The organism is Pantoea sp. Taur (assembly GCF_009830025.1).
GTDB lineage: Bacteria > Pseudomonadota > Gammaproteobacteria > Enterobacterales > Enterobacteriaceae > Pantoea > Pantoea communis.
Map to the genome: position 1 here is coordinate 85,918 of NZ_SZZZ01000014.1, position 21,834 is coordinate 107,751.

Annotated in this window: 25 protein-coding genes; 17 read left to right on the plus strand and 8 right to left on the minus strand. The window is 54.7% G+C overall.

Annotated elements, in window-relative coordinates:
- The first annotated feature begins 62 nt into the window (after positions 1 to 62).
- Positions 63 to 1,283 carry an aspartate aminotransferase family protein gene (locus FD744_RS18060; RefSeq protein WP_160868910.1) on the plus strand — a complete coding sequence of 407 codons (1,221 nt, stop codon included), beginning with the start codon at positions 63 to 65 and terminating at the stop codon, positions 1,281 to 1,283.
- Here FD744_RS18060 and FD744_RS18065 read toward each other — a convergent pair whose 3' ends face one another.
- Together FD744_RS18065 and crp are read right to left on the minus strand one after the other, a co-directional pair.
- The gene (locus tag FD744_RS18065) at positions 1,284 to 3,359 is read right to left on the minus strand and encodes a YccS/YhfK family putative transporter (protein WP_034819579.1); all 2,076 of its coding nucleotides are present in this window, start codon (positions 3,357 to 3,359) and stop codon (positions 1,284 to 1,286) included.
- A 58-nt stretch (positions 3,360 to 3,417) separates the two neighbouring features.
- Positions 3,418 to 4,050 (minus strand): cAMP-activated global transcriptional regulator CRP, encoded by a 633-nt coding sequence (gene crp / locus FD744_RS18070; protein ID WP_000242758.1) that lies wholly within the window; start codon positions 4,048 to 4,050, stop codon positions 3,418 to 3,420.
- 303 nt (positions 4,051 to 4,353) lie between these two features.
- Here crp and FD744_RS18075 point away from each other — a divergent pair, with 303 nt between their 5' ends.
- Entirely contained in the window at positions 4,354 to 4,758 is a 405-nt protein-coding gene (locus tag FD744_RS18075) for an OsmC family protein (RefSeq protein ID WP_034819576.1), read from the plus strand.
- Between the two features lie 43 nt (positions 4,759 to 4,801).
- Here the strand turns inward: FD744_RS18075 and FD744_RS18080 are convergent, their stop codons facing one another.
- The 3 genes from FD744_RS18080 to FD744_RS18090 all read right to left on the minus strand — a co-directional run bounded on the left by FD744_RS18080 (position 4,802) and on the right by FD744_RS18090 (position 6,970).
- Positions 4,802 to 5,671, minus strand: coding sequence for a phosphoribulokinase (locus FD744_RS18080; protein WP_034819573.1), 870 nt, complete (start codon positions 5,669 to 5,671; stop codon positions 4,802 to 4,804).
- 61 nt (positions 5,672 to 5,732) lie between these two features.
- Positions 5,733 to 5,951, minus strand: a complete 219-nt coding sequence (locus FD744_RS18085; protein ID WP_034820041.1) for a YheU family protein — start codon at positions 5,949 to 5,951, stop codon at positions 5,733 to 5,735.
- A gap of 2 nt (positions 5,952 to 5,953) precedes the next feature.
- A complete protein-coding gene (locus FD744_RS18090; protein ID WP_034819571.1) occupies positions 5,954 to 6,970 on the minus strand; it encodes a hydrolase in 1,017 nt (338 codons plus the stop codon).
- A 60-nt stretch (positions 6,971 to 7,030) separates the two neighbouring features.
- Between FD744_RS18090 and FD744_RS18095 the strand changes: the two genes are divergently transcribed.
- Positions 7,031 to 7,633 carry a LysE family translocator gene (locus FD744_RS18095; protein WP_034819569.1) on the plus strand — a complete coding sequence of 201 codons (603 nt, stop codon included), beginning with the start codon at positions 7,031 to 7,033 and terminating at the stop codon, positions 7,631 to 7,633.
- Between the two features lies 1 nt (position 7,634).
- Here FD744_RS18095 and FD744_RS18100 read toward each other — a convergent pair whose 3' ends face one another.
- Positions 7,635 to 8,615, minus strand: coding sequence for a LacI family DNA-binding transcriptional regulator (locus FD744_RS18100; protein WP_097119697.1), 981 nt, complete (start codon positions 8,613 to 8,615; stop codon positions 7,635 to 7,637).
- A gap of 233 nt (positions 8,616 to 8,848) precedes the next feature.
- Here FD744_RS18100 and tauA point away from each other — a divergent pair, with 233 nt between their 5' ends.
- Genes tauA through tauD form a run of 4 tightly spaced genes read left to right on the plus strand, consistent with a single transcriptional unit; the run spans position 8,849 to position 12,267 of the window.
- Complete coding sequence (gene tauA, locus FD744_RS18105; protein ID WP_160868911.1) at positions 8,849 to 9,829, plus strand: taurine ABC transporter substrate-binding protein; 981 nt, start codon at positions 8,849 to 8,851, stop codon at positions 9,827 to 9,829.
- Between the two features lie 10 nt (positions 9,830 to 9,839).
- On the plus strand, positions 9,840 to 10,607 hold the full coding sequence (tauB, locus tag FD744_RS18110; RefSeq protein WP_160868912.1) for a taurine ABC transporter ATP-binding subunit: 768 nt from the start codon (positions 9,840 to 9,842) through the stop codon (positions 10,605 to 10,607).
- Entirely contained in the window at positions 10,604 to 11,431 is an 828-nt protein-coding gene (gene tauC, locus FD744_RS18115; protein WP_160868913.1) for a taurine ABC transporter permease TauC, read from the plus strand. Before tauB ends, tauC begins: the two co-directional genes overlap by 4 nt.
- A complete protein-coding gene (tauD, locus tag FD744_RS18120; protein ID WP_160868914.1) occupies positions 11,428 to 12,267 on the plus strand; it encodes a taurine dioxygenase in 840 nt (279 codons plus the stop codon). Before tauC ends, tauD begins: the two co-directional genes overlap by 4 nt.
- 226 nt (positions 12,268 to 12,493) lie before the next feature.
- Here the strand turns inward: tauD and FD744_RS18125 are convergent, their stop codons facing one another.
- Positions 12,494 to 14,398 (minus strand): ABC transporter ATP-binding protein, encoded by a 1,905-nt coding sequence (locus FD744_RS18125; protein ID WP_160868915.1) that lies wholly within the window; start codon positions 14,396 to 14,398, stop codon positions 12,494 to 12,496.
- Between the two features lie 115 nt (positions 14,399 to 14,513).
- Between FD744_RS18125 and kefG the strand changes: the two genes are divergently transcribed.
- From kefG to slyD, 4 genes are all read left to right on the plus strand, one after another.
- Positions 14,514 to 15,065: a glutathione-regulated potassium-efflux system ancillary protein KefG gene (gene kefG, locus FD744_RS18130; RefSeq protein WP_034830789.1), complete on the plus strand. Its 552-nt coding sequence runs from the start codon at positions 14,514 to 14,516 to the stop codon at positions 15,063 to 15,065.
- Entirely contained in the window at positions 15,065 to 16,867 is a 1,803-nt protein-coding gene (kefB, locus tag FD744_RS18135) for a glutathione-regulated potassium-efflux system protein KefB (RefSeq protein ID WP_160868916.1), read from the plus strand. Before kefG ends, kefB begins: the two co-directional genes overlap by 1 nt.
- A 46-nt stretch (positions 16,868 to 16,913) precedes the next feature.
- Entirely contained in the window at positions 16,914 to 17,108 is a 195-nt protein-coding gene (locus FD744_RS18140; protein WP_034830784.1) for a YheV family putative zinc ribbon protein, read from the plus strand.
- Positions 17,109 to 17,301: 193 nt separating this feature from the next.
- Positions 17,302 to 17,856, plus strand: a complete 555-nt coding sequence (gene slyD / locus FD744_RS18145) for a peptidylprolyl isomerase (protein WP_034830781.1) — start codon at positions 17,302 to 17,304, stop codon at positions 17,854 to 17,856.
- A gap of 46 nt (positions 17,857 to 17,902) precedes the next feature.
- On the opposite strand, the gene FD744_RS18150 is transcribed toward slyD, so the two are convergent.
- A complete protein-coding gene (locus tag FD744_RS18150; RefSeq protein ID WP_034830802.1) occupies positions 17,903 to 18,121 on the minus strand; it encodes a SlyX family protein in 219 nt (72 codons plus the stop codon).
- 279 nt (positions 18,122 to 18,400) lie between these two features.
- Here FD744_RS18150 and fkpA point away from each other — a divergent pair, with 279 nt between their 5' ends.
- The 6 genes from fkpA to rpsL all read left to right on the plus strand — a co-directional run bounded on the left by fkpA (position 18,401) and on the right by rpsL (position 21,765).
- Complete coding sequence (gene fkpA, locus FD744_RS18155; RefSeq protein ID WP_045833796.1) at positions 18,401 to 19,231, plus strand: FKBP-type peptidyl-prolyl cis-trans isomerase; 831 nt, start codon at positions 18,401 to 18,403, stop codon at positions 19,229 to 19,231.
- A 268-nt stretch (positions 19,232 to 19,499) separates the two neighbouring features.
- Entirely contained in the window at positions 19,500 to 20,222 is a 723-nt protein-coding gene (locus FD744_RS18160; RefSeq protein WP_034830776.1) for a transcriptional regulator, read from the plus strand.
- Positions 20,222 to 20,608, plus strand: a complete 387-nt coding sequence (gene tusD / locus FD744_RS18165; RefSeq protein WP_160868917.1) for a sulfurtransferase complex subunit TusD — start codon at positions 20,222 to 20,224, stop codon at positions 20,606 to 20,608. The genes FD744_RS18160 and tusD overlap by 1 nt, the downstream gene beginning before the upstream one ends.
- The gene (gene tusC / locus FD744_RS18170; RefSeq protein WP_034830771.1) at positions 20,608 to 20,967 is read left to right on the plus strand and encodes a sulfurtransferase complex subunit TusC; all 360 of its coding nucleotides are present in this window, start codon (positions 20,608 to 20,610) and stop codon (positions 20,965 to 20,967) included. Before tusD ends, tusC begins: the two co-directional genes overlap by 1 nt.
- Before the next feature lie 9 nt (positions 20,968 to 20,976).
- The gene (gene tusB, locus FD744_RS18175) at positions 20,977 to 21,264 is read left to right on the plus strand and encodes a sulfurtransferase complex subunit TusB (protein ID WP_034830769.1); all 288 of its coding nucleotides are present in this window, start codon (positions 20,977 to 20,979) and stop codon (positions 21,262 to 21,264) included.
- Positions 21,265 to 21,390: 126 nt separating this feature from the next.
- Positions 21,391 to 21,765 (plus strand): 30S ribosomal protein S12, encoded by a 375-nt coding sequence (gene rpsL, locus FD744_RS18180; RefSeq protein WP_006120575.1) that lies wholly within the window; start codon positions 21,391 to 21,393, stop codon positions 21,763 to 21,765.
- Positions 21,766 to 21,834 lie beyond the last annotated feature (69 nt).

The following is a 21,834-nucleotide window of genomic DNA, read 5'->3' on the forward strand; positions in this document are numbered from 1 at the left end:
TTATGCATATTTTGTGATTATAATTTCACTTCAGCTCAATAAATAACCCAATGAGGTCGGCAATGGCAGCGGAAAAACTAACGGTAACCCGGGAAACGTTCGATAACGTGATTTTGCCTGTTTATGCACCAGCGCAGTTTGTGCCGGTGAAAGGTAAAGGCAGCCGAGTCTGGGATCAGCAGGGCAAAGAGTATATCGACTTCTCCGGCGGCATCGCGGTGACTGCTTTAGGCCATTGCCATCCGGCGCTGGTGGAAACGCTGAAAACGCAGGGCGAAACCCTGTGGCACACCAGCAACGTGTTTACCAACGAACCGGCGCTGCGTCTGGCGAGCAAACTGATTGCCGCGACCTTTGCCGATCGCGTTTTCTTTGGCAACTCCGGCGCGGAAGCTAACGAAGCTGCCTTCAAGCTGGCACGCTATTACGCCTGCAAAAAACACAGCCCGTTCAAAAGCAAAATCATTGCCTTCCACAACGCGTTCCACGGTCGTACCTTGTTTACCGTTTCCGTTGGCGGGCAGCCTAAATACTCCGACGGCTTTGGTCCAAAACCAGCGGATATCGTCCATGTACCGTTTAACGATTTGGATGCGGTAAAAGCGGTGATTGATGATCACACCTGCGCGATTGTCGTTGAACCGATTCAGGGCGAAGGCGGCGTGGTGGCGGCAACTCAAGAGTTCATGCAAGGCCTGCGTGCACTGTGTGATGAGCATAAAGCGCTGCTGGTGCTGGATGAAGTGCAGAGCGGCATGGGTCGTAGCGGTAAGCTGTTCAGCTACGAACATTACGGCATCAAGCCAGACATCATCACCACTGCCAAAGCGTTGGGCGGCGGATTCCCGGTGAGTGCGATGCTGACCACCAATGAAATCGCCTCAGTGATGGCGCCGGGCGTGCACGGCACCACTTATGGCGGCAACCCGCTGGCCTGTGCGATCGCTGAAACGGCTCTGGACATCATCAACACCCCAGAAGTGCTGGGTGGCGTGGAAGCCCGTCGTCAGCAGTTCGTTGAGGCACTGCAGGCGATTGACAGCAAATATGATCTTTTCAGTGAGATTCGCGGCAAAGGTTTGCTGATTGGCGCAGCGCTGAAACCACAGCACGCCAGCAAGGCGCGTGACATTCTCAGCGCGTCAGCCGCAGAAGGATTGATGATCCTGACCGCCGGCACCGATGTGATTCGTTTCGTGCCGTCGCTGGTGATCGAACCGACCGATATCGAAGAAGGCATGGCGCGTTTCGCCAAAGCGATAGAGAAAGTGCTGGCGGCGTAATCATCCTTTCGGACGTAAAACTTTCAGCCAGCGGCCGTGATGCGGTCGCTGGCTCCAGGCCAGTGAAGAGATGGTGTGCATCACATTCAGGTGTTGCAGGATGCGCTTCACATGCTGCTCGACAATCGTTACCGGCCCTTCATTCATATTCTCCGGCGCTTCCAGAATATTGCTGTCATTGCCTGGCCCGTCATACGCCAGTCGCTGCTGACAGCGCTGCAGCGCAATTTCACAGGATTGCAGATAGCGTTCCGCCAGTTTCGGCGTCAGCATGGTGTGCTCACGCGCCAGGATCGTCATCGCGTTAATATGCTCCACAATGAACTGGCTGTGGGTGACCCACATGCGCATATCTTTCAGGTACTGCGCGTTGAAGCCCGGTTCGCTCGATGCCTGATTCAGTGAGTTGAACAGTGCATTGTGCGCCTGATTGACCTTCATGCGCTGGTAAGCCAGCTTTTCAGGAGATTGCTCCGGCCCCAGCAACATCCGCAAGGCTTCCTGATAAGCCTCCAGCGCATCATGCGCGTTGCTGCGCAGTAATCCGCTCTGCCACTGTGGCCACAGCCAGATCATACCGGCAAAGGCGATCAGGCAACCCATCAGGGTATCCATCATGCGCGGCAGCAGGAACTGCGCCCCATTCAGTGACAACAGCTGGAGCGAATACACCGCCGTCACGGTGAAGCCAATCATCGACCAGCCGTAATACTTGCGCGTGACCAGATAGCTGGCGAGGGTGATGGCCAGCATAAACAGCAGGGTGATCGATTCGGGCACTTCGAGCCGTAGCGATCCTGCGGCGATCAGCAATCCGGCAAAGGTCCCCAGCGCACGGTGCTGGATACGCACTCGTGTGGCGCTGTAGCCATTCTGGCTGACAAACATGATGGTCATCAGAATCCAGTAAGGCTTGGGAATATTAAAGAACAGCGCCAGCGCACTTCCGAACATCAGCATCACCGAAATACGAGCCGCGGTGCGCAATGCAGCGGACTTGAGCGAAAGATAGCTGCGCAGCGCCGGGAACAACGGCAAACGGCGCTGGCGATCGGCCATCAGGTCTCGGGTGTATAACGGCTTTTGCGTGCGCAGCACACGCGCGATGCGGCTGAAATGGTAATAGCAGAAGTTGCCCACCGGATTGTCGGGATGCTGGCGCGCAATTTTTTCCAGCGCGCCGAGCTGCTTTTCCATGTGGAAGCGATCGGGCAATTGATGATAGAGAATGGCATCGGCCAACAGGCGCAGACGCGCAGAGATGGTTTTGGCATTCCAGCGGATCACCGCTTCGGCGTGACTCTGCTCGACCAGCTTTTGCACTTCTTCCGGCTGGTGCAGGCTCACCGAGATGTGCTCCTGCAAATCAAGCGCCACCTGGAAAGCCCGCGTCAGGCGTTTGTGGCTGTTATCACGGCTGGCAGAGAGCATGTGCATTTGCTGATAGCAGGTGGTGATCAGATCAACGGCTTTTTGCTGACGCGCCAGCAGCGGCGGCAGCGCTTTCTCGGGATCGGTGAGCTGCGTCAGCAAGGTGTACTTGGCATCGCAGTAATCCGCCAGCTCGCGATACAGCAGGCTGAGCGTTTCGCGCATCGGCTGCTCTTTCCACAGCCAAAACCAGAACCAGTTAAACAGGCCGTACCATAACGTGCCGCCGATATACAGCAGCGGCGGCACCCACATGGGCATGCGTCCTACCAGGCTGAGGCTAAAGATGGCGGCAATCAGTGTGGCGGGCAACAAGCGACCGTGCAGCGGGCTGATTTCGCCGGTCACGCCAATCAGCAGCGGCAGCACGAACAGGATCAGCGGTAACGGAATGGCGTCACTGGTGAGAAATTGGATCAGGAAACTGGCGGTAGCAAACAGGGAGCCGCCAACAATCAGGCGTTTAAAGAAGCGCTTATGCGGTGTATCGAGACCCGCCATGTTGCAGCAGGCAGGGACTAAGGAGAACAGCAGGCCTTTTTGCAGATCGCCAAACAGCCAGCCTAGTGCCACAGGCAGGCACAGCACCAGCGTTTGCCGCAGTGCGTAGTTGACCTCAGGATGATAGATGATTCGGCGCCACATCAGCTCATCGCAAACAAAAACGGCGCGATGTTGCCATCACGCCGTGGGTGATAAGAAATTAGCGGGTGCCGTAGACGACGATGGTTTTACCGTGTGCGGAGATCAGGTTCTGATCTTCCAGCATTTTCAGGATACGACCCACGGTTTCGCGTGAGCAACCCACGATCTGACCAATCTCCTGACGGGTGATTTTGATTTGCATCCCGTCGGGGTGCGTCATCGCATCGGGTTGTTTCGCCAGATTAAGCAGTGTTTGCGCGATACGGCCCGTCACATCGAGGAAGGCAAGGTTGCCCACTTTCTCGGAAGTGACTTGCAGACGACGCGCCATTTGCGACGAAAGTCGCATTAAAATATCCGGGTTTACCTGAATCAGCTGACGGAATTTTTTGTAGGAAATTTCAGCCACTTCGCAGGCAGTCTTAGCACGTACCCAGGCACTACGTTCCTGGCCTTCTTCAAACAGGCCGAGTTCGCCGATGAAGTCTCCCTGATTGAGATAGGAGAGGATCATCTCTTTGCCTTCTTCATCTTTGATCAGAACCGCAACGGAACCTTTCACGATGTAGTACAGCGTTTCCGCTTTCTCACCCTGATGGATGAGCGTGCTTTTGGACGGATATTTGTGAATATGGCAATGGGACAGGAACCATTCGAGTGTAGGGTCTGTTTGCGGTTTGCCGAGAACCATTCGCTATTATCCTCTGTTGTAATCGTGCCCAAAACACAGGGGGCAGTTTTCCCTGTCAGGCGGTGTAATCGTCGAGCGTTTCCAGTAAAGGAAAATTATTTCCGGGTGATTCTTAAGCTACGCTTTTGATTCTTCCCGCCTTCGTCTGTGATGACGAAAATATTTTCAGCACTGTTTGTAGCACAGCTTTTGCAAGCTGTCTTCTGTTGTCTCGCTTCAGCAACAGGCGGAAGAGTCTGGATTGCTGTTTATCAAGTGAAAGCGTACTCTGGCGGCAAAACCGCCACTTCAGGAGAAAGAATAATGCAGGCACGAGTGAAATGGGTGGAAGGGCTGACCTTTCTCGGAGAATCCTCATCAGGCCATCAGGTATTAATGGACGGTAACTCGGGTGACAAAGCGCCAAGCCCGATGGAGATGGTTTTGATGGCAGCAGGCGGCTGTAGCGCGATTGACGTGGTATCGATCCTGCAAAAAGGCCGAAATGATGTGGCTGACTGCGAGGTGAAACTTACGTCCGAGCGCCGTGAAGAAGCGCCACGTATTTTTACGCAAATCAACCTGCATTTTATCGTTAGCGGCACAGCGCTAAGCGATAAAGCGGTGGCGCGGGCCGTCGATCTGTCGGCGGAGAAGTATTGCTCGGTGGCGATCATGCTCGGCAATAGTGTGAAAATGACGCACAGTTACGAAGTGATTGAGCGATAACATAAGTGGGCGGCCAAACGGCCGCCGCTACAGAATTTCTGGATTATTCAATCCGTTTACCTTCAATCAGCCGCTGCACCAGTGGCGTCATAATTAACTCCATTGCCAGCCCCATTTTGCCGCCCGGCACCACCAGCGTGTTCATATGCGAAATGAACGAGCCCTGGATCATCGCCAGCAGGTAAGGGTAAGCAATGCCTTCCAGTCCACGGAAGTGAATCACCACAAAGCTTTCATCGAGTGACGGAATTTCACGTGCGGCAAATGGGTTGGACGTATCCACCGTAGGTACACGCTGGAAGTTGATGTGGGTGCGCGAGAACTGCGGCGTGATGAAGTTGATATAATCCTCCATTGAACGCACCACTGAATCCATCACCGCTTCACGGGAATGGCCGCGCTCGCTGGTGTCGCGCACCAGCTTTTGAATCCACTCCAGATTGACAATCGGCACCACGCCGACCAGCAAATCGACATGCTCGGCGACGTTGTGCTGCTGTGTTACCACGCCACCGTGTAATCCTTCATAGAACAGCACGTCAGTGTTTTCCGGCAGCGGCTGCCAGGGCGTAAAGGTGCCCGGCACCTGATTCCACGGCACCGCTTCGTCGTAGGTGTGCAGATATTTGCGCGACTCACCCAGCCCGGTTTTTCCATAATGCTTAAACGTCTGTTCCAGCAGCCCGAAGTCATTGGCTTCCGGACCGAAGTAGCTAATATGACGGCCCAGATCGCGTGCCTTACGGATCGCCATATCCATTTCTGGACGGGTATAACGGTGAAAACTGTCACCTTCCACTTCCGCAGCATGCAGATTCAGCTGCTGGAAAATCTTACGGAAGGCGAGGCTGGTGGTCGTGGTACCGGCACCGCTGGAACCGGTCACGGCAATGATTGGATGCCTGGCTGACATAACAGAACTCCCTGTGAAGTCGGGCGATGAGCATTGTTACCACGAATTACTGCGCGGTGCATTAACCGCGAAACTCGCCTTTCGGCATAATGTTGACGGATTCATGCAGTTCCGACCACACCAGCACAACGTCTCCGCGCTCCAGCTGGCGGCGCACGTCGGCGACTTTCTGTTCCAGGCTGCGCTCCTGCTCACCATAGTCGGTGCCTTCGCGCAGCACGAAAGTTTCAATCAGGTTTTCCAGTGTTGCGACTTCAAGTTCTTGCCAGGGAATAATCACGATCACACATCCAGATAGGTTGAAAGCCAGTCAGGCACACGCTGTTCCAGCCACATTTTCGGCTTCATTAACGTACCGCCAACAAAGCCGACGTGCCCGCCTTGTTGTGTCAGCTGATATTCAATGGAAGGCGACAGTTGCGCCGGCTGCGGGATGACCGCATCGGTCATAAAGGGATCGTCTTTGGCATGGATGATCAGCAGCGGCTTGCGCACGCCCGTGAGCAGCGGCATAGCGCTGGCACGTTGATAATAGTCGTTGGCATCCAGAAAACCGTGCGCCCGTGCGGTAATCGCATCATCAAACTCACGAATGCGGCGAAATGCGCGCAGCTGGCTCAGTTCCACCGGTAGTGTGCCGGGCCAGGCCAGCAGTTTACGCGTAGCGTTCTGTTTCAGCTTGGTCAGTAAATAGTGCTGATAGAAACGAGAAAAGCCAGCATCGAGCTTTTCACTGCAGGGTTCGAGCGCAAAGGGTGCCGAGATGGCGACGGCGGCATCCACAGGCACATCATTTCCCTGCATGCCCAATAAATAGGCCAGCATATTGCCACCGAGTGAAACGCCCACTGCTGCAGTCGGCACCGTGCCCCATTCGCGTTGCAACCAGTGCAGGAAAAAGGTCGCATCTTCGGTTTCACCGGAATGATAGATGCGCTCCAGACGATTCGGCTCGCCGCTGCATCCACGAAAGTGCATCACCACCGCCAGCCAGCCACGCGCCTGACACGCCTGCATCAGGCCATGAGCATACGGGCTACGGAAGCTGCCTTCCAGGCCATGGAACATCACCATGCGCGGCTTGTGACGCGCCTGTGCTGGATCTTCGCTCCACGCGAGATCGACAAAATCACCGTCCGGCAGGTCAAGTCGCTGCCAGTGCGGACGCAGGGTTACGCGCCGACGCAGTATGCGCGGCAGCAGGGTTTGCAGATGCGCGTTACTGAATCCGCGCAGCGGTGTAAATCGCTCGCCGTTCAGGCGATCAAAATAGCTAGGGTAAAGGCTTGTCTGATGCATAACTCGCTGATAGCTTCGATGGGTTGTCCGCTTTACTGGGTGAGGAGCACCCGAATATACATGGAACTGAGTCTTTTTTTATCAATGTTGGGTTTTCTTTGGGTCGCTGCCATCACGCCAGGGCCCAATAATATGTTACTTACCGCCTCAGGTGCTAATTTTGGCTTCCTGCGCACCATCCCGCTGCTCATTGGTATCATGATTGGTATGCAAGTCATGTTGCTGATGGTGGCATTTGGCATCGGTGGTTTGATCCTGCTTTATCCCTCTCTGCATCTGGTGCTGAAGATTGCCGGTAGCCTCTACCTGCTGTGGCTGGCGTGGAAAATTGCCACCGCGGAGTACGAGAAGCTGGAAACTGAAGATGCCAACGTCAAGCAGATGCCGTTCTGGCAGGGTGGCCTGCTACAGTTGATCAACCCAAAAGCCTGGCTGATGGCGTTGGGCGCGGTAGCCAGCTTTAGCCTGGCGGGCGATGCGTATCTGCATTCGGTGATCGCCATCAGTATCGGTATGGCGCTGGTCAATGTGGTATCCGGTGTTATCTGGATGGGATTTGGTTCGCTGATTGGCCGTCTGTTGCGCAGCCCGCGCGCGTGGAAAATCTTCAACCTGGCGATGGGTGCGCTCACTGCCGCCTGTGTACTGCTGATCTGGCGTTGAGTTAGCTGGAGGCGCGTTCAACGCGCTTCCAGGGTAACACCTCACGCACCACGTCACTGTGCGGCTGGCGGATGCGGTTCAGTAGCAGCTGAACACTGCGTGCACCCAGCCGATTCATCGGTTGTTCGATGGTGGTCAGCGGTGGATTGAGGCTGCTGGTGAAGGGAATACCATCAAACCCCACGACAGCGAGATCTTCCGGAATGCGCAATCCGGCCTCCAGCGCGGCGTGAATCACGCCAACCGCCAGCACATCTGAGACTGCAAACACGGCGTCTGGTCGCTCCGGTCGTGCCAGCAGTTCACGCAGTGCGGCACTGCCCGCTTCACACGAAATGTTTTCCGCGTAAGCCACGCCACCCCAATTCAGTTCCAGCTGCTCCAGCGCTTCGCGATAGCCACTTTCACGCTGATGGGAATAGAGATAGCGCATATCACAATTCACCAGTGCGATACGTCTGCGACCTTTGCTGGCCAGATAGCGCACGGTTTCAAACGCCGCTTCTTTATTATCAATGGTGACACTTGAGGCGGGAATGGCCGGATCGTATTCGGCGCATTGCACCCAGGGTGCGTCACCAATCAAACCTTTTAACTGCTGCAAGCAGGCGGCGGCATCCATGGTGATCACACCGTCAACCACTTTACCGCTTAACAACGCCAGATAAGCGGCTTCGCGTGGCAACTGTGAGGCCGAATTGCACAACAGGATGTGATAACCCTGCGCTTCGGCTTCAGCTTCAATGCCTTGCACCACACGTGAACAGAAAGGATTGGTGATGTCTGAAATTAACACCAGCAACATATGGCTCTGGGCAGTACGCAGCTGGCGGGCCAGCAGGTTGGGCTGATAGTCACAGTGATTGATGGCCGCCAATACTTTCTCTCGCGTATCTGTACGCACGCCGGGATGCTGGTTCAACACCCGAGAAACCGTGGCTTTAGACACGCCAGCAAGACGGGCAACTTTCTCAATCGACATGGATTTCAGTACCGCCAGTAGAGGTGAAAAATCAGAAGCCTATCAATAGCACAGTCGCTATGTGAGCGTGTGACATATTTCCGTCTTTACGCCTTCTTTGCATTTGCGCATTTCGCATAGCGTTGCCCGATGTTGATCTAAGAACAGATTTTCATTAGGGATAATTTTTAATTCCTTTATGAAATTACAGCCGCTGGAGAAACTGCCATCACGACATAACATTGGGGTGAATGATGATGGCAGTAAAAAAAAAGATAACGGCAGTGGCGGCAGCATTGGCCCTGATGGCATTCCAGGCACAAGCGGTCAACGTCACCGTGGCATATCAAACCTCGGCGGAACCGGCCAAAGTGGCGCAGGCCGATAACACCTTCGCCAAAGAAAGTGGCGCGACGGTCGACTGGCGCAAGTTTGATAGCGGTGCCAGCGTGCTGCGGGCATTGGCTTCCGGTGATGTGCAAATCGGTAATATCGGGTCCAGCCCGCTGGCAGTGGCGGCAACACAGCAGTTGCCCATCGAAGCTTTCTTACTGGCATCACAGCTTGGCAATTCCGAAGCGCTGGTGGTCAAAAAATCCATCACCAGTCCCAGGGATCTGATTGGCAAACGCATCGCCGTGCCCTTCATCTCCACCACCCATTACAGCCTGCTGTCAGCGCTCAAACATTGGGGCATCAAGTCATCGCAGGTGCAGTTAGTGAATCTGCAACCGCCAGCCATTATTGCAGCGTGGAAACGCGGTGATATCGACGGCGCGTACGTCTGGTCACCGGCGGTAAACGAGCTGGAAAAGGATGGCACGGTGTTAACCGACTCTTCTCAGGTGGGCAAATGGGGATCGCCAACGCTGGATGTGTGGGTGGTACGCAAAGATTTCGCTCAGCAGCATCCTGAAGTGGTCACCGCTTTCGCGCGCAGTGCGATTGAGGCACAGCAAGCCTACATTGCGAATCCAGAACAGTGGCTCAAGCAGCCCGACAATCTCAGCAAACTGGCGCGCCTGAGTGGCGTACCGGAAAGCGATGTGCCGGTTCTGGTGCAAGGCAATACCTACCTGACCGCACAGCAGCAGGTGGAACAGCTGGGCAAGCCAGTGAACAAAGCCATTGTTGATACCGCGCACTTCCTGAAAGAGCAGGGCAAAGTGCCGGATGCCGCTAACGATTACAGCAGCTTTGTCACCACGCGCTTTGTCGCGCCTTTAGCGAAATAACGGAGGCCGTATGCTCAGCATCACCAATCTGAATGCACGTTACGCCGGACAACCCGCGCTGCAGGATATCAACCTGCAGCTGGATCAACGCGACCTGCTGGTGGTGCTGGGACCGTCAGGCTGTGGCAAAACCACCTTACTGAACTTGATCGCCGGATTCCTGCCGCTGGAGTCAGGCAGTATCACGCTGGATGGCAAAGCGGTAAATGGACCGGGCGCAGAACGCGGCGTGGTGTTTCAGAACGAAGGGCTACTGCCGTGGCGTAACGTGATCGATAACGTGGCGTTTGGCTTGCAGCTGGCGGGAATGGACAAGTCTGAACGCCACACCATTGCTCGCCGTTTAATCCGCAAAGTCGGACTGGAAGGGGCAGAAAAGCGTTTTGTCTGGCAGCTCTCTGGGGGGCAACGTCAGCGCGTGGGGATTGCGCGTGCGCTGGCGGCTGATCCTCAGTTGCTGCTGTTAGATGAGCCGTTTGGTGCGCTGGATGCCTTTACACGCGAACAGATGCAAACCCTGCTGCTGACGCTGTGGCGTGATACCGGCAAACAGATTTTGCTGATTACCCACGATATTGAAGAAGCGGTGTTTCTTGCCAGCGAACTGGTGCTGCTTTCGCCGGGGCCAGGTCGCGTGGTGGAGCGCATCAAACTCGATTTTGGCCAGCGTTTCGCCGCCGGCGAGCCGTGCCGTAGTATCAAATCCGATCCGGCTTTTATCGAACGCCGTGAATACGTGTTGAACCAGGTCTTTTCCCAGCGGGAGGCGTTTGTATGAGCGCGGTGATTGATGAGAAAACCCAGACTCGCCGACGCACGTTGCGCTGGCCTTTTTCACCGCAGTTTTCCCTAAGCTTGCTGAGTGTAGCCGTGCTGCTGCTGGTGTGGTGGGGCGTGACGGCGCTCAATTTGGTGGCTCCGCTGTTTCTGCCGCCACCCCAGCAGGTGCTGCAAAAGCTGCTGCTGATCGCCAGCCCGCAAGGCTTTATGGATGCCACGTTATGGCAGCACCTGGGCGCCAGCCTGACGCGCATGCTGGTGGCACTGTTCTTCGCGGCGTTGATTGGCATCCCGGTGGGGATTGCAATGGGTCTGAGTCCGGCGATTCGGGGGCTGCTCGATCCGCTGATTGAACTCTATCGTCCGGTGCCGCCATTGGCCTATTTGCCGCTGATGGTGATTTGGTTTGGCATCGGCGAAACCTCGAAAATCTTACTGATCTATCTGGCGATCTTCGCGCCGGTGACGCTGTCGACGCTGGCAGGGGTGAAAAACGCTCAGCAGGTGCGGATTCGCGCTGCGCAGGCACTAGGTGCTACGCGCTGGCAACTGCTGCGCTTTGTCATCCTACCGGGCGCATTGCCTGAAATCCTTACCGGTTTACGCATTGGCCTAGGCGTCGGCTGGTCAACGCTGGTGGCTGCCGAGCTGATTGCCGCCACGCGCGGACTGGGATTTATGGTGCAGTCGGCGGGCGAGTTCCTTGCCACCGATGTGGTGCTGGCCGGAATCGCCGTAATTGCCTTGATCGCTTTTAGCTTAGAACTGGGTCTGCGCGCTTTGCAGCGCCGATTAACGCCCTGGAATGGAGAACAGCAATGAACGAACGTATCACTTTTACCGCGCTGGGCCCGCATATCGGTGCGCAGGTTAGCGATCTCGATCTCAGCCGCCCGTTAAGCGACGCGCAGTTTGAGCAGCTTTATCATGGTCTGCTGCGCCATCAGGTGTTGTTCCTGCGCAATCAGGTGATCACGCCGGAACAGCATCGTGCACTGGCGATTCGCTTTGGCGACCTGCATATTCATCCGGTGTATCCGCATGCGGAAGGGGTGGAAGAAATTATCGTGCTGGATACCCATCAGGATAATCCCCCGGATAACGATAACTGGCACACCGATGTGACCTTTATTGAAACGCCGCCGGCGATTGCGATTTTAGCGTCTAAGCTGCTGCCGGAGAGCGGTGGCGATACGTTGTGGTCAACGGGCATTGCGGCCTATGAAGCGTTGTCCGAACCGTTTAAGCAACTGCTGAGCGGCTTGCAGGCGGAGCATGATTTTAAAAAGTCGTTCCAGGAGTATAAGTACCGCAAGACGGAAGAAGAGCATCAGCGCTGGCAGCAGGCGGTCGCCAAACATCCGCCGGTGCAGCATCCGGTGATTCGTACCCATCCGGTGAGCGGGCGCAAGGCACTGTTTGTCAATGAAGGTTTCACTACGCGGTTACTGGGATTGAGCGAGAAGGAGAGTGAGGCGCTGCTGAATTTCCTGTTCTGGCACACGGCGAAACCGGAGTTCCAGGTGCGTTGGCGCTGGCAGGAGAATGATGTGGCGATCTGGGATAACCGCGTGACGCAGCATTATGCGAATGCCGATTACTATCCGGCGCGGCGAGTAATGCATCGGGCGACGGTGTTAGGGGATGTTCCGTTTTAAAAGAGTGCGGTAGTAAACCCGGTCGGCCTAAATACCGACCTGTCAGCAGAAGTTGAACAAGAATACCGGACTTACAACAGACGCTGAGCATCCACGAAATGCGCACCAGACATACTTGCCTGACAGCAGAAGCTGAACAAGAATGCTGGCCTTCCAGAGATGCGAATCCTGCCTGCTGATCTTACAGCAGGCACTCACCCTGCAGGGGCAGCATGGATGCTGAACGCTAACTCGCCAGCATCTGCTCCAGCTGTTCCTGGGCATCCAGCCAGGCCATTTCAACATCTTCTAGCGCGGACTTGCTTTCGGCCTGACGTTGCAGCGCCGAGGTCAGATCCGCTTTACGGCTCTGATCGTAAATTGCACTGTCTGACAGCATCGCTTCCGCTTCGCTGAGCTGGCTCTGCCACTTCGCCATCTGCTTCTCTAACTTCTCGATCTCTTTACGCAACGGCTGGGTTTGCGCGCGCAGTTCAGCATCGCGGCGTTTCTGATCTTTACGAGACTGGGCGCTGTTGGCGTTATCCTGCTTCGGTGCAGCATCCTGCTGGGCTTGCTGCTTTTGCAGATCGCTCAGCCACTGCTGGTAATCATCGAGATCGCCTTCAAACACATCGACTTTGCGGTCATGCACCAGATAGAGATCGTCGGTGGTGGATCGTAGTAAATGACGATCATGCGAAACCACCACCAGCGCGCCTTCGAAATCAATCAGCGCTTCGGTCAATGCCTGACGCATGTCGAGATCAAGGTGGTTGGTCGGTTCATCGAGTAGCAGCAGATTTGGACGTTGCCAGACGATCAGTGCCAGCACCAGTCGCGCTTTTTCACCGCCTGAGAAACGTTCAGTGATTTCACTGACTTTATCACCCTGGAAACCGAAGCCGCCGAGATAATCACGCAGCTGTTGTTCCAGCGTTTGTGGCGCAATGCGGGCCAGATGCTGCAATGGCGATTCATCGGCGCGCAGGTATTCAAGTTGATGCTGAGCGAAGTAGCCAAGCTTGATGCCTTTTGCCAGGCCAACTTCGCCATCCAGCGCTTCAATTTCACCGGCCAGCAGTTTGATCAGCGTTGATTTACCCGCACCGTTACGGCCGAGTAGACCGATGCGTGAACCCGGTACCAGATTCAGTTTGATGGCATCAAGAATGATGCGTTCGCCATAACCCGCCGTGACTTTCTCCATTTTCAGTAATGGATTGGGCAGGCTCTCTGGTGCGCGGAAGCTGAAGCTGAACGGGTTATCGACGTGAGCCGGGGCAATTAACTCCATGCGCTCCAACATCTTGATACGGCTCTGCGCCTGTTTGGCTTTAGTGGCCTGGGCGCGGAAGCGATCGATGTACTTTTGCAGGTGCTGTACTTTTTCCTGCTGGCTCTGGAACAACGCCTGCTGCTGCGCCAGTTTGGCGACGCGCTGGCGCTCGAACGAACTGTAGTTGCCGGTGTATTCGAACATCGTCTGCTGTTCGATATGAATGATTTTATCCACCACCGGATCAAGGAAGTCACGGTCATGCGAGATGAGGATCAGCGTGCCTTCATAGCTTTTCAACCAGCGCTCAAGCCAGATAACAGCGTCAAGATCGAGGTGGTTAGTCGGCTCATCCAGTAGCAGCAGATCGGATCGGCACACCAGCGCTTGCGCAAGGTTAAGGCGCATGCGCCAGCCACCGGAGAAATCACTCACCGGCCGCATTAATTGTTCCTGGCTAAAGCCCAATCCGTGCAGCAGGCTGGAGGCGCGAGCATGTATGCTCCACGCCTGAATCGCATCCAGCTTGCCATGCAGCAGAGCGATGGCGTTGCCGTCATCCCTGGCGTTGGCATCAGCTAATTCGGATTCAAGCTGACGATATTCGCGGTCGCCGTCGATAACATATTCCAGCGCGGCTTTAGTGAGGGCCGGGGTTTCCTGGTTCACCCATGCCAGCGCCCAGTTACCTGGAAAAGTGAAATTGCCTGCATCACTGCTAATTTCGCCCTTCAGTAGCGACAGCAGCGTGGATTTTCCACAGCCGTTCTTACCCACCAAACCGACTTTTTGGCCGGGATTAATGGTGGCTGTTGCGTTGTCCAGCAGCACGTTAGTGCCGCGGCGTATTTGTAATGCGGAAAAGACAATCATAAGCGCCGTATCGTCAGAATATGTTAATTTATCGGCAACATAATTCAATAATGGTTAGTTGCGTCGAGCATGGTAGCGGAATTCCGTTGCGGTGACGACGCTTTGGAGGGGAACGATGTCGCAGCCACCCAAAATTTTGCTGCTTTACGCCCATCCGGAAACACAGGATTCGATTGCTAATCGGGTTTTGCTGCAGTCGGCTATGGAACTGGACCACGTCACGGTGCACGATTTATACGCCCACTATCCGGATTTTTTCATTGATATTCATTACGAGCAGCAGCTGTTGCGCGAACACCAAATCATCGTTTTCCAGCATCCGTTGTATACCTATAGCTGCCCGGCTTTGCTGAAAGAGTGGCTGGATCGCGTGTTGTCGCGTGGGTTTGCCAGCGGCCAGGACGGGAATGCGCTGGAGGGCAAGTACTGGCGCAGCGTGGTGACCACCGGAGAACCGGAAACCGCGTATCACCATAACGGCCTGAATCGTTATCCGATGAGCGACATCATGCGTCCGTTTGAGCTGACGGCGCAGATGTGTCGTATGCACTGGATGACGCCGATGGTGATCTATTGGGCTCGCCGCCAGACACCGGAAGTGATGCGCAATTATGCGCGCGCCTACCGTGACTGGCTCTCGTCACCATTGCCGCAGGGAGTGATGTGATGGAAGGTCAAACGTTACTCACTGCCGGAGTGATTTATCTGGTGGCCGCTGTGGTTGTGGTGCCGATTGCGGCACGACTTGGCATTGGTGCCGTGCTGGGTTATCTGGTGGCAGGCATTGCCATCGGACCGTGGGGGCTAGGCTTTATCAGCGACGTTGATGAGATTCTGCACTTCTCCGAACTCGGCGTGGTGTTCCTGATGTTCATCATCGGGCTGGAGTTGAATCCCGCCAAACTCTGGGCGCTAAGACGTTCAATCTTTGGCGTGGGCGCTGCGCAAGTATTGGTTTCTGCGGCAATTCTTGGTGTGCTGTTGTGGCTAACCAACTTTAGCTGGCAGGCTGCGGTGATCGGCGGGATTGGCCTGGCAATGTCTTCGACGGCTATGGCACTGCAATTGATGCGCGATAAAGGCATGAATCGCAGTGAAGCGGGTCAGCTCGGCTTCTCGGTGCTGCTGTTCCAGGATCTGGCCGTCATCCCCGCATTAGCCCTCGTGCCGCTGCTGGCCGGTGGCGACGGTGGCCATGTTGACTGGCTGAAAGTGGGCATGAAGGTGCTGGCGTTTGCTGTCATGCTGGTGGGTGGCCGTTATCTGCTGCGTCCGATTTTCCGCTTTATCGCCGCTTCCGGTGTGCGTGAAGTGTTCACGGCGGCTTCATTATTACTGGTGCTGGGTTCGGCGCTGTTTATGGATATGTTAGGGCTGTCGATGGCCCTCGGCACCTTTATCGCCGGGATCCTGCTGGCCGAGAGTGAATATCGGCACGAGCTGGAAGTGGCGATCGAACCCTTCAAAGGGTTGCTGCTCGGGCTGTTCTTTATTTCCGTCGGCATGGCGCTGAATTTGGGCGTGCTCTATACCCATATCGCGGAGATTATCCTTGGCGTAGTAATTCTCGTGGCGGTCAAGACGCTGGTGCTCTATGTGCTGGGCCGTATCTATGGTTTACGCAGTTCCGAGCGCCTGCAGTTTGCCGGGGTGCTTAGCCAGGGCGGTGAATTTGCTTTTGTGCTGTTTTCAGCGGCCTCGTCGGCCAAACTGTTTAGCGGCGATCAATTACCACTGTTGCTGGTGACGGTGACGCTGTCGATGATGACCACACCGCTGTTGATGCAGGGGGTGGATAAAATTCTCGCACGTCGGTTCAATGAGCCCGATGATGACAATGAGAAGCCGTTTGTCGAAGATGATCAGCCGCAGGTCATTGTGGTTGGCTTTGGTCGTTTTGGTCAGGTGGTGGGCCGCTTGCTGATGGCTAACAATAAGCGTATTACGGTGCTGGAGCGTGACATCTCGGCTGTCAGCCTGATGCGCAAATATGGCTATAAGGTTTACTACGGCGATGCCACTGAGCTTGAGTTACTGCGTGCTGCCGGTGCGGAGAATGCACAATCCATTGTGATTACCTGCAATGATCCGGAAGATTCGATGTCCATCGTTCACCTTTGCCAGCAGCACTTCCCGCAGCTGGAAATTCTGGCGCGTGCGCGTGGCCGTGTGGAAGCCCATGAATTATTGCAAGCGGGGGTGACGTTGTTCTCGCGTGAAACCTTCTCAAGTGCGCTGGAGTTGGGGCGCAAGACGCTGATTTCACTCGGCATGCATCCGCATCAGGCGCAACGCGCGCAACAGCATTTCCGCCGACTCGATATGCGCATGCTACGTGAGCTGGTGCCAAGCCACGATGATAATGCGCAGGCCTCACGTGTGCGTGAAGCTCGTCGTGAGTTAGAAGACATCTTCCAGCGCGAAATGCAGCATGAAAAACGTCAGATCGACGGTTGGGATGACGAGTAGGACTACACTTAACATATCCGTTGCTTAATAGCGGGCAGGAAAGAGTATGCGTAAACGTTTTATTGCTGGTGCGGTATGTCCGCAATGTCAGGAAAAAGACACGCTGGCGTTATGGCGTGAAAACAATGTCGAAGTGGTGGAGTGCGTGCAGTGCGGCCATCAAATGCGTGAAGCGGATAAACAAGTTCGCGATAAGGTGCGCAGCAATGAGCAAGTGATCGGCATTTTTCATCCTGAGTAGCAGAATGGCGCAGCTTTTTTTAAGCTTAAACTTACAGCGGGATTGAATTCCGCTACAATCGGCGCCATTAACGCTGAGCAGTATGCAGCAACACATTTGTTGGCATCCTCAGTCTTGAACCTTTCTGGTTGGTTATTGCACGCAAAATAGACCAATGAGACGGGATCTCAGTTCTCAACGGTTAGGAGATATCATGAAAGTAGCAAAAGACCTGGTGGTGAGCCTGGCGTATCAGGTTCGTACCGAAGACGGTGTGTTGGTTGACGAGTCACCGGTGAGTGCACCGTTGGACTATCTGCACGGTCATGGTTCCCTGATTTCTGGTCTGGAAAAAGCGCTGGAAAACCATGCGGTAGGCGATAAGTTTGATGTGCATATCCCAGCAAACGACGCTTACGGTCAGTACGATGACAACCTGGTTCAGCGTGTACCAAAAGACGTGTTCATGGGCGTGGACGAACTGCAGGTTGGCATGCGCTTCCTGGCAGAAACCGATCAGGGTCCAGTGCCGGTTGAAATCACCGAAGTGGAAGACGAGCACGTCGTGGTTGATGGTAACCACATGCTGGCGGGTCAGAACCTGAACTTCAACGTGGAAGTGGTAGCGATCCGTGAAGCAACGGAAGAAGAAATCGCACACGGCCACGTGCACGGCGCAGATGGCCATCATCATGACCACGATCACGACCATGGTCACGATCACGGCCAGGGCGGTTGTGGAACTGGCGGTTGCGGCTGCAGCCACTAAGTTCTGCGTTGAACTTCAAAAGGCCACCTTCGGGTGGCCTTTTGTTTTAATAGTGTGGCGGCGGCGTCTCTTCTGACTGAGAGGCAATCGGTGATGGCGTGGCGGCTTTCACTTTATCTACCAGCAGACGTACCTGTTCGCGCATCCTGCTCATCTCCAGTTCGTGCTGAGTCACCGTCAAATTGAGCTGATCGATGGTGTGCTCCTGAAAAGCCAGCTTGCTCTCCAGCGCCTCAAGACGTTGTTCCCACTCTTCATGCTGCATCATTTCTTCTCCTGTCACGGTGCTGCGCCTGGCGCGTATCGGGCGTGATTCTACGGTCTTTAGCGGCAGAATCACCCGATTTTTAACCTTTATGGGGCTTTGCGGTTGAAATCAGCGCTAATGCCTTCATCTCTGGTGAAACTTCCTGATGCAAAAAAGGTCGGATGTTAAGCGGGTAATTACGTTGTGGGAGTGTTCGCCGCTGCCACGTAAAGTTATAGTGTGGGCCACTGTCCGCAATGATTCCCGAGGTTTAGATGCTTCGGTTTTGGAGAAAGGATGAAATCACTGTTTAAAGTCACATTGTTAGCTACCACCATGGCCATTGCGCTGAATGCACCGCTGGCAATGGCAGCTGAAACCGCTGCGGCTCCGGCTGACGCTGCTCAGGCAGCACCGCAGGCACCGAAAAATGCTGCCTTCAAAAACGAAGACCAGCAGTCAGCTTATGCGCTGGGTGCTTCTTTGGGTCGCTACATGGACAACTCTCTGAAGGAACAAGAGAAACTGGGCATCAAACTGGACAAAGATCAGTTGATCGCAGGTGTTCAGGATGCATTCGGTGGCAAGAGCAAACTGTCTGATCAAGAGATCGAGCAGACACTGCAAGCCTTCGAAGGCCGCGTGAAAGGCGCTGCACAGGCGAAGATGGAAAAAGACGCGAAAGAGAACTCTGACAAGGGTGCCGCTTACGCTGATAAATTCGCCAAAGAAAAAGGCGTGAAGAAAACTGAATCTGGCTTGCTGTATCAGGTTGAGAAAGAAGGCACCGGTGACGCACCTAAAGACAGCGACACCGTCGTCGTGAACTATAAAGGTACGCTGATCGACGGTACCGAGTTCGATAACTCTTACACCCGTGGCGAGCCACTGTCATTCCGTCTCGACGGCGTGATCCCAGGCTGGACCGAAGGTCTGAAGCACGTGAAGAAAGGCGGCAAGATCAAGCTGGTGATCCCACCGAACCTGGCTTACGGCAAAAATGGCGTTCCGGGCATTCCGGCCAACTCAACGCTGGTATTTGATGTTGAGCTGCTGGATATCAAGCCAGCGCCAAAAGCGGATGAGAAAGCACAGGCTCCGGCCGCTGCTGATAAGAAAGCGCAGTAATCTGCTTGCGCTTCTGACGCCGCCTCCGGGCGGCGTTTTTATTTGTCCGCCAGACTTGAGCTGCGCTGGCTGTGCTCGCCATCCTCACTCATGCTCAGGGCATGAACCAACATGCCGTCTTGCAGCAACCCAAATTGTTTAGGGGAATGAGTAAAGCTCTGGCTAAACATCCCGACATTTGCCAGACTAGCGCCTGCACAACTATCACAATATGAGTCTGCCCCAAAGCTGTCGAGACAGGCTCCAGCCATTTAGGGTAATGTCTTCGATGTCTAATCCATTCAATCCCGGTGAACTGACTGACTTCGATTTACTGGAGCAACGTCCGTTCGAGCAAGCCGATTACGATATTCTCAAATCTTACGAAGCCGTCGTTGATGGCCTCGCGATGCTGATCGGCTCGCACTGCGAAATCGTGCTGCACTCGCTGGAAGATTTGAAATGCTCCGCCGTGCGCATCGCCAACGGTGAACATACCGGCCGTAAAGTGGGCTCGCCGATTACCGATTTGGCACTGCGCATGCTGCACGATATGCATGGTGCCGACAGCAATGTGTCCCGCGCATACTTCACGCGCGCTAAGAGCGGCGTGCTGATGAAATCGGTCACCATCGCGATTCGCAATCGTCAGCAACGCGTGATTGGCCTGCTTTGTATTAACATGAACCTTGATGTGCCGTTCTCGCAGATTATGTCGACCTTTATGCCGCCGGAAATGCAGCAGGTAGATTCCAACGTCAACTTTGCCAGCTCAGTCGAAGACCTGGTGATGCAAACGCTGGAATTTACCATTGAGGAAGTGAGCAACGACCGCAATGTGTCGAACAACGCCAAGAATCGCCAGATTGTGCTCAACCTGTACGAGAAGGGAATTTTTGATATCAAGGATGCGATTAACCAGGTCGCCGATCGTCTCAATATTTCCAAACACACGGTTTACCTCTACATCCGCCAGTTCAAAAGTGGAGACTTCCAGGGGCAGGATCGCTAATGCGTTATACCTTACTGGTGACGGGGCCGGCATACGGTACGCAGAATGCCAGCAGTGCATTGCTGTTTGCTCGTGCGTTGCTCAAAGCAGGGCACCAGTTGGAAAGTGTTTTCTTTTATAGAGAAGGCGTGCTGAATGCCAATCAGCTCACTTCACCTGCCAGCGATGAAGTCGATGTGGTGCGCGCATGGCAGCAACTGCGCGAAGAGAGTGGTGCCGCGCTAAATATTTGCGTGGCTGCCGCATTGCGCCGTGGCGTGACGGATGAGCAGGAAGCGACGCGCTTGCAACTGGCAGGCAGTAATCTGCAACCCGGTTTTGAACTGAGTGGCTTAGGCGCGCTGGCAGAAGCTGCGCTGACCTGCGATCGTTTGGTGCAATTCTGATGAATCGCGTGGCATTTCTTTTCACTCAGGCACCCCACGGCAGCAGCGCGGGCAGGGAAGGGCTGGATGCGGTGCTGGCCACTGGCGCGCTCAGCGAAGACATTGGACTGTTCTTTATTGGCGATGGCGTACTGCAACTGCAACGCGCACAGCAGCCTGAGCAGATTTTGGCTCGCAACTATATCGCGACGTTCGGCGTGCTCGATCTCTACGACATCGACCAGTGTTTCGCCTGCCGAGAGTCACTTGATGCGCGCGGGCAAAGCCTGACGGCTGAACGCGTGATGACGGCTGAAGTGCTGGATGCCGCGACACTGCGCCAGAAACTCGCCACTTATCATCGAATCCTTCGTTTCTGAGAATCCAACATGCTCTACACGCTGCTGCAATCACCCTGGCAATGCGATATCGATAGCCTGTTACTGCTGATGCAGGAGGGCGACGACTTGCTGCTAATGCAGGATGGCGTCACGGCCGCGCTTGAGGGCAGCCAGATGTTCATCAAGCTGCAAGCCTCTCCGGCCGCGCTTTGGGTTCTTGAGGAAGATGTGGTCGCGCGTGGGTTGGTTGAGCAAATTTCGACCAAAGTAGCACGTTTGGACTATACTGGTTTCGTTGCGATGACGGTGAAGCACCAACAACAAGTGGCCTGGTAGCAAGGAAAACCTGGTTATTTCTTGACACCCTTTTGACACAGCCCTAAAATTCTGCCTCCTCGTAGTAATACGAGGCGATTTATTACGTGTTTACGAAGCAAAAAGCTAAATCCCAGGAGCTATTTAATGGCAACAGTTAATCAGCTGGTTCGCAAACCACGCGTACGCAAAGTTGCAAAGAGCAACGTGCCTGCGCTGGAAGCTTGCCCGCAGAAACGTGGTGTTTGTACTCGTGTGTACACCACTACCCCTAAAAAACCAAACTCAGCACTGCGTAAAGTTTGCCGTGTGCGTTTGACTAACGGTTTTGAAGTTACCTCCTACATCGGCGGTGAAGGTCATAACCTCCAGGAACACTCAGTGATCCTGATCCGTGGCGGTCGTGTTAAAGACTTGCCAGGTGTGCGTTACCACACCGTTCGCGGCGCGCTTGACTGCTCAGGTGTTAAAGACCGTAAGCAGTCACGCTCCAAGTACGGCGTGAAGAAGCCAAAGGCTTAATGGTTCTCCGTTAAGTAAGGCCAAACATTTTCACTTTAATGTCAAAATAAACTCGTAGAGTTTTGGACA

Coding starts and splice junctions, on each gene's coding strand:
- FD744_RS18075 (WP_034819576.1), top strand. CDS start 4,354: ATGCAGGCACGAGTGAAATGGGTGGAAGGGCTGACCTTTCTCGGAGAA.
- tauC (WP_160868913.1), top strand. CDS start 10,604: ATGAGCGCGGTGATTGATGAGAAAACCCAGACTCGCCGACGCACGTTG.
- tusB (WP_034830769.1), top strand. CDS start 20,977: ATGCTCTACACGCTGCTGCAATCACCCTGGCAATGCGATATCGATAGC.
- rpsL (WP_006120575.1), top strand. CDS start 21,391: ATGGCAACAGTTAATCAGCTGGTTCGCAAACCACGCGTACGCAAAGTT.
- slyD (WP_034830781.1), top strand. CDS start 17,302: ATGAAAGTAGCAAAAGACCTGGTGGTGAGCCTGGCGTATCAGGTTCGT.
- fkpA (WP_045833796.1), top strand. CDS start 18,401: ATGAAATCACTGTTTAAAGTCACATTGTTAGCTACCACCATGGCCATT.
- FD744_RS18065 (WP_034819579.1), bottom strand. CDS start 3,359: ATGTGGCGCCGAATCATCTATCATCCTGAGGTCAACTACGCACTGCGG.
- FD744_RS18090 (WP_034819571.1), bottom strand. CDS start 6,970: ATGCATCAGACAAGCCTTTACCCTAGCTATTTTGATCGCCTGAACGGC.
- FD744_RS18150 (WP_034830802.1), bottom strand. CDS start 18,121: ATGCAGCATGAAGAGTGGGAACAACGTCTTGAGGCGCTGGAGAGCAAG.
- kefG (WP_034830789.1), top strand. CDS start 14,514: ATGTCGCAGCCACCCAAAATTTTGCTGCTTTACGCCCATCCGGAAACA.
- FD744_RS18140 (WP_034830784.1), top strand. CDS start 16,914: ATGCGTAAACGTTTTATTGCTGGTGCGGTATGTCCGCAATGTCAGGAA.
- FD744_RS18095 (WP_034819569.1), top strand. CDS start 7,031: ATGGAACTGAGTCTTTTTTTATCAATGTTGGGTTTTCTTTGGGTCGCT.
- tauB (WP_160868912.1), top strand. CDS start 9,840: ATGCTCAGCATCACCAATCTGAATGCACGTTACGCCGGACAACCCGCG.
- FD744_RS18060 (WP_160868910.1), top strand. CDS start 63: ATGGCAGCGGAAAAACTAACGGTAACCCGGGAAACGTTCGATAACGTG.
- FD744_RS18080 (WP_034819573.1), bottom strand. CDS start 5,671: ATGTCAGCCAGGCATCCAATCATTGCCGTGACCGGTTCCAGCGGTGCC.
- FD744_RS18160 (WP_034830776.1), top strand. CDS start 19,500: ATGTCTAATCCATTCAATCCCGGTGAACTGACTGACTTCGATTTACTG.
- crp (WP_000242758.1), bottom strand. CDS start 4,050: ATGGTTCTCGGCAAACCGCAAACAGACCCTACACTCGAATGGTTCCTG.
- kefB (WP_160868916.1), top strand. CDS start 15,065: ATGGAAGGTCAAACGTTACTCACTGCCGGAGTGATTTATCTGGTGGCC.
- tauA (WP_160868911.1), top strand. CDS start 8,849: ATGATGGCAGTAAAAAAAAAGATAACGGCAGTGGCGGCAGCATTGGCC.
- FD744_RS18125 (WP_160868915.1), bottom strand. CDS start 14,398: ATGATTGTCTTTTCCGCATTACAAATACGCCGCGGCACTAACGTGCTG.
- tauD (WP_160868914.1), top strand. CDS start 11,428: ATGAACGAACGTATCACTTTTACCGCGCTGGGCCCGCATATCGGTGCG.
- FD744_RS18100 (WP_097119697.1), bottom strand. CDS start 8,615: ATGTCGATTGAGAAAGTTGCCCGTCTTGCTGGCGTGTCTAAAGCCACG.
- tusC (WP_034830771.1), top strand. CDS start 20,608: ATGAATCGCGTGGCATTTCTTTTCACTCAGGCACCCCACGGCAGCAGC.
- tusD (WP_160868917.1), top strand. CDS start 20,222: ATGCGTTATACCTTACTGGTGACGGGGCCGGCATACGGTACGCAGAAT.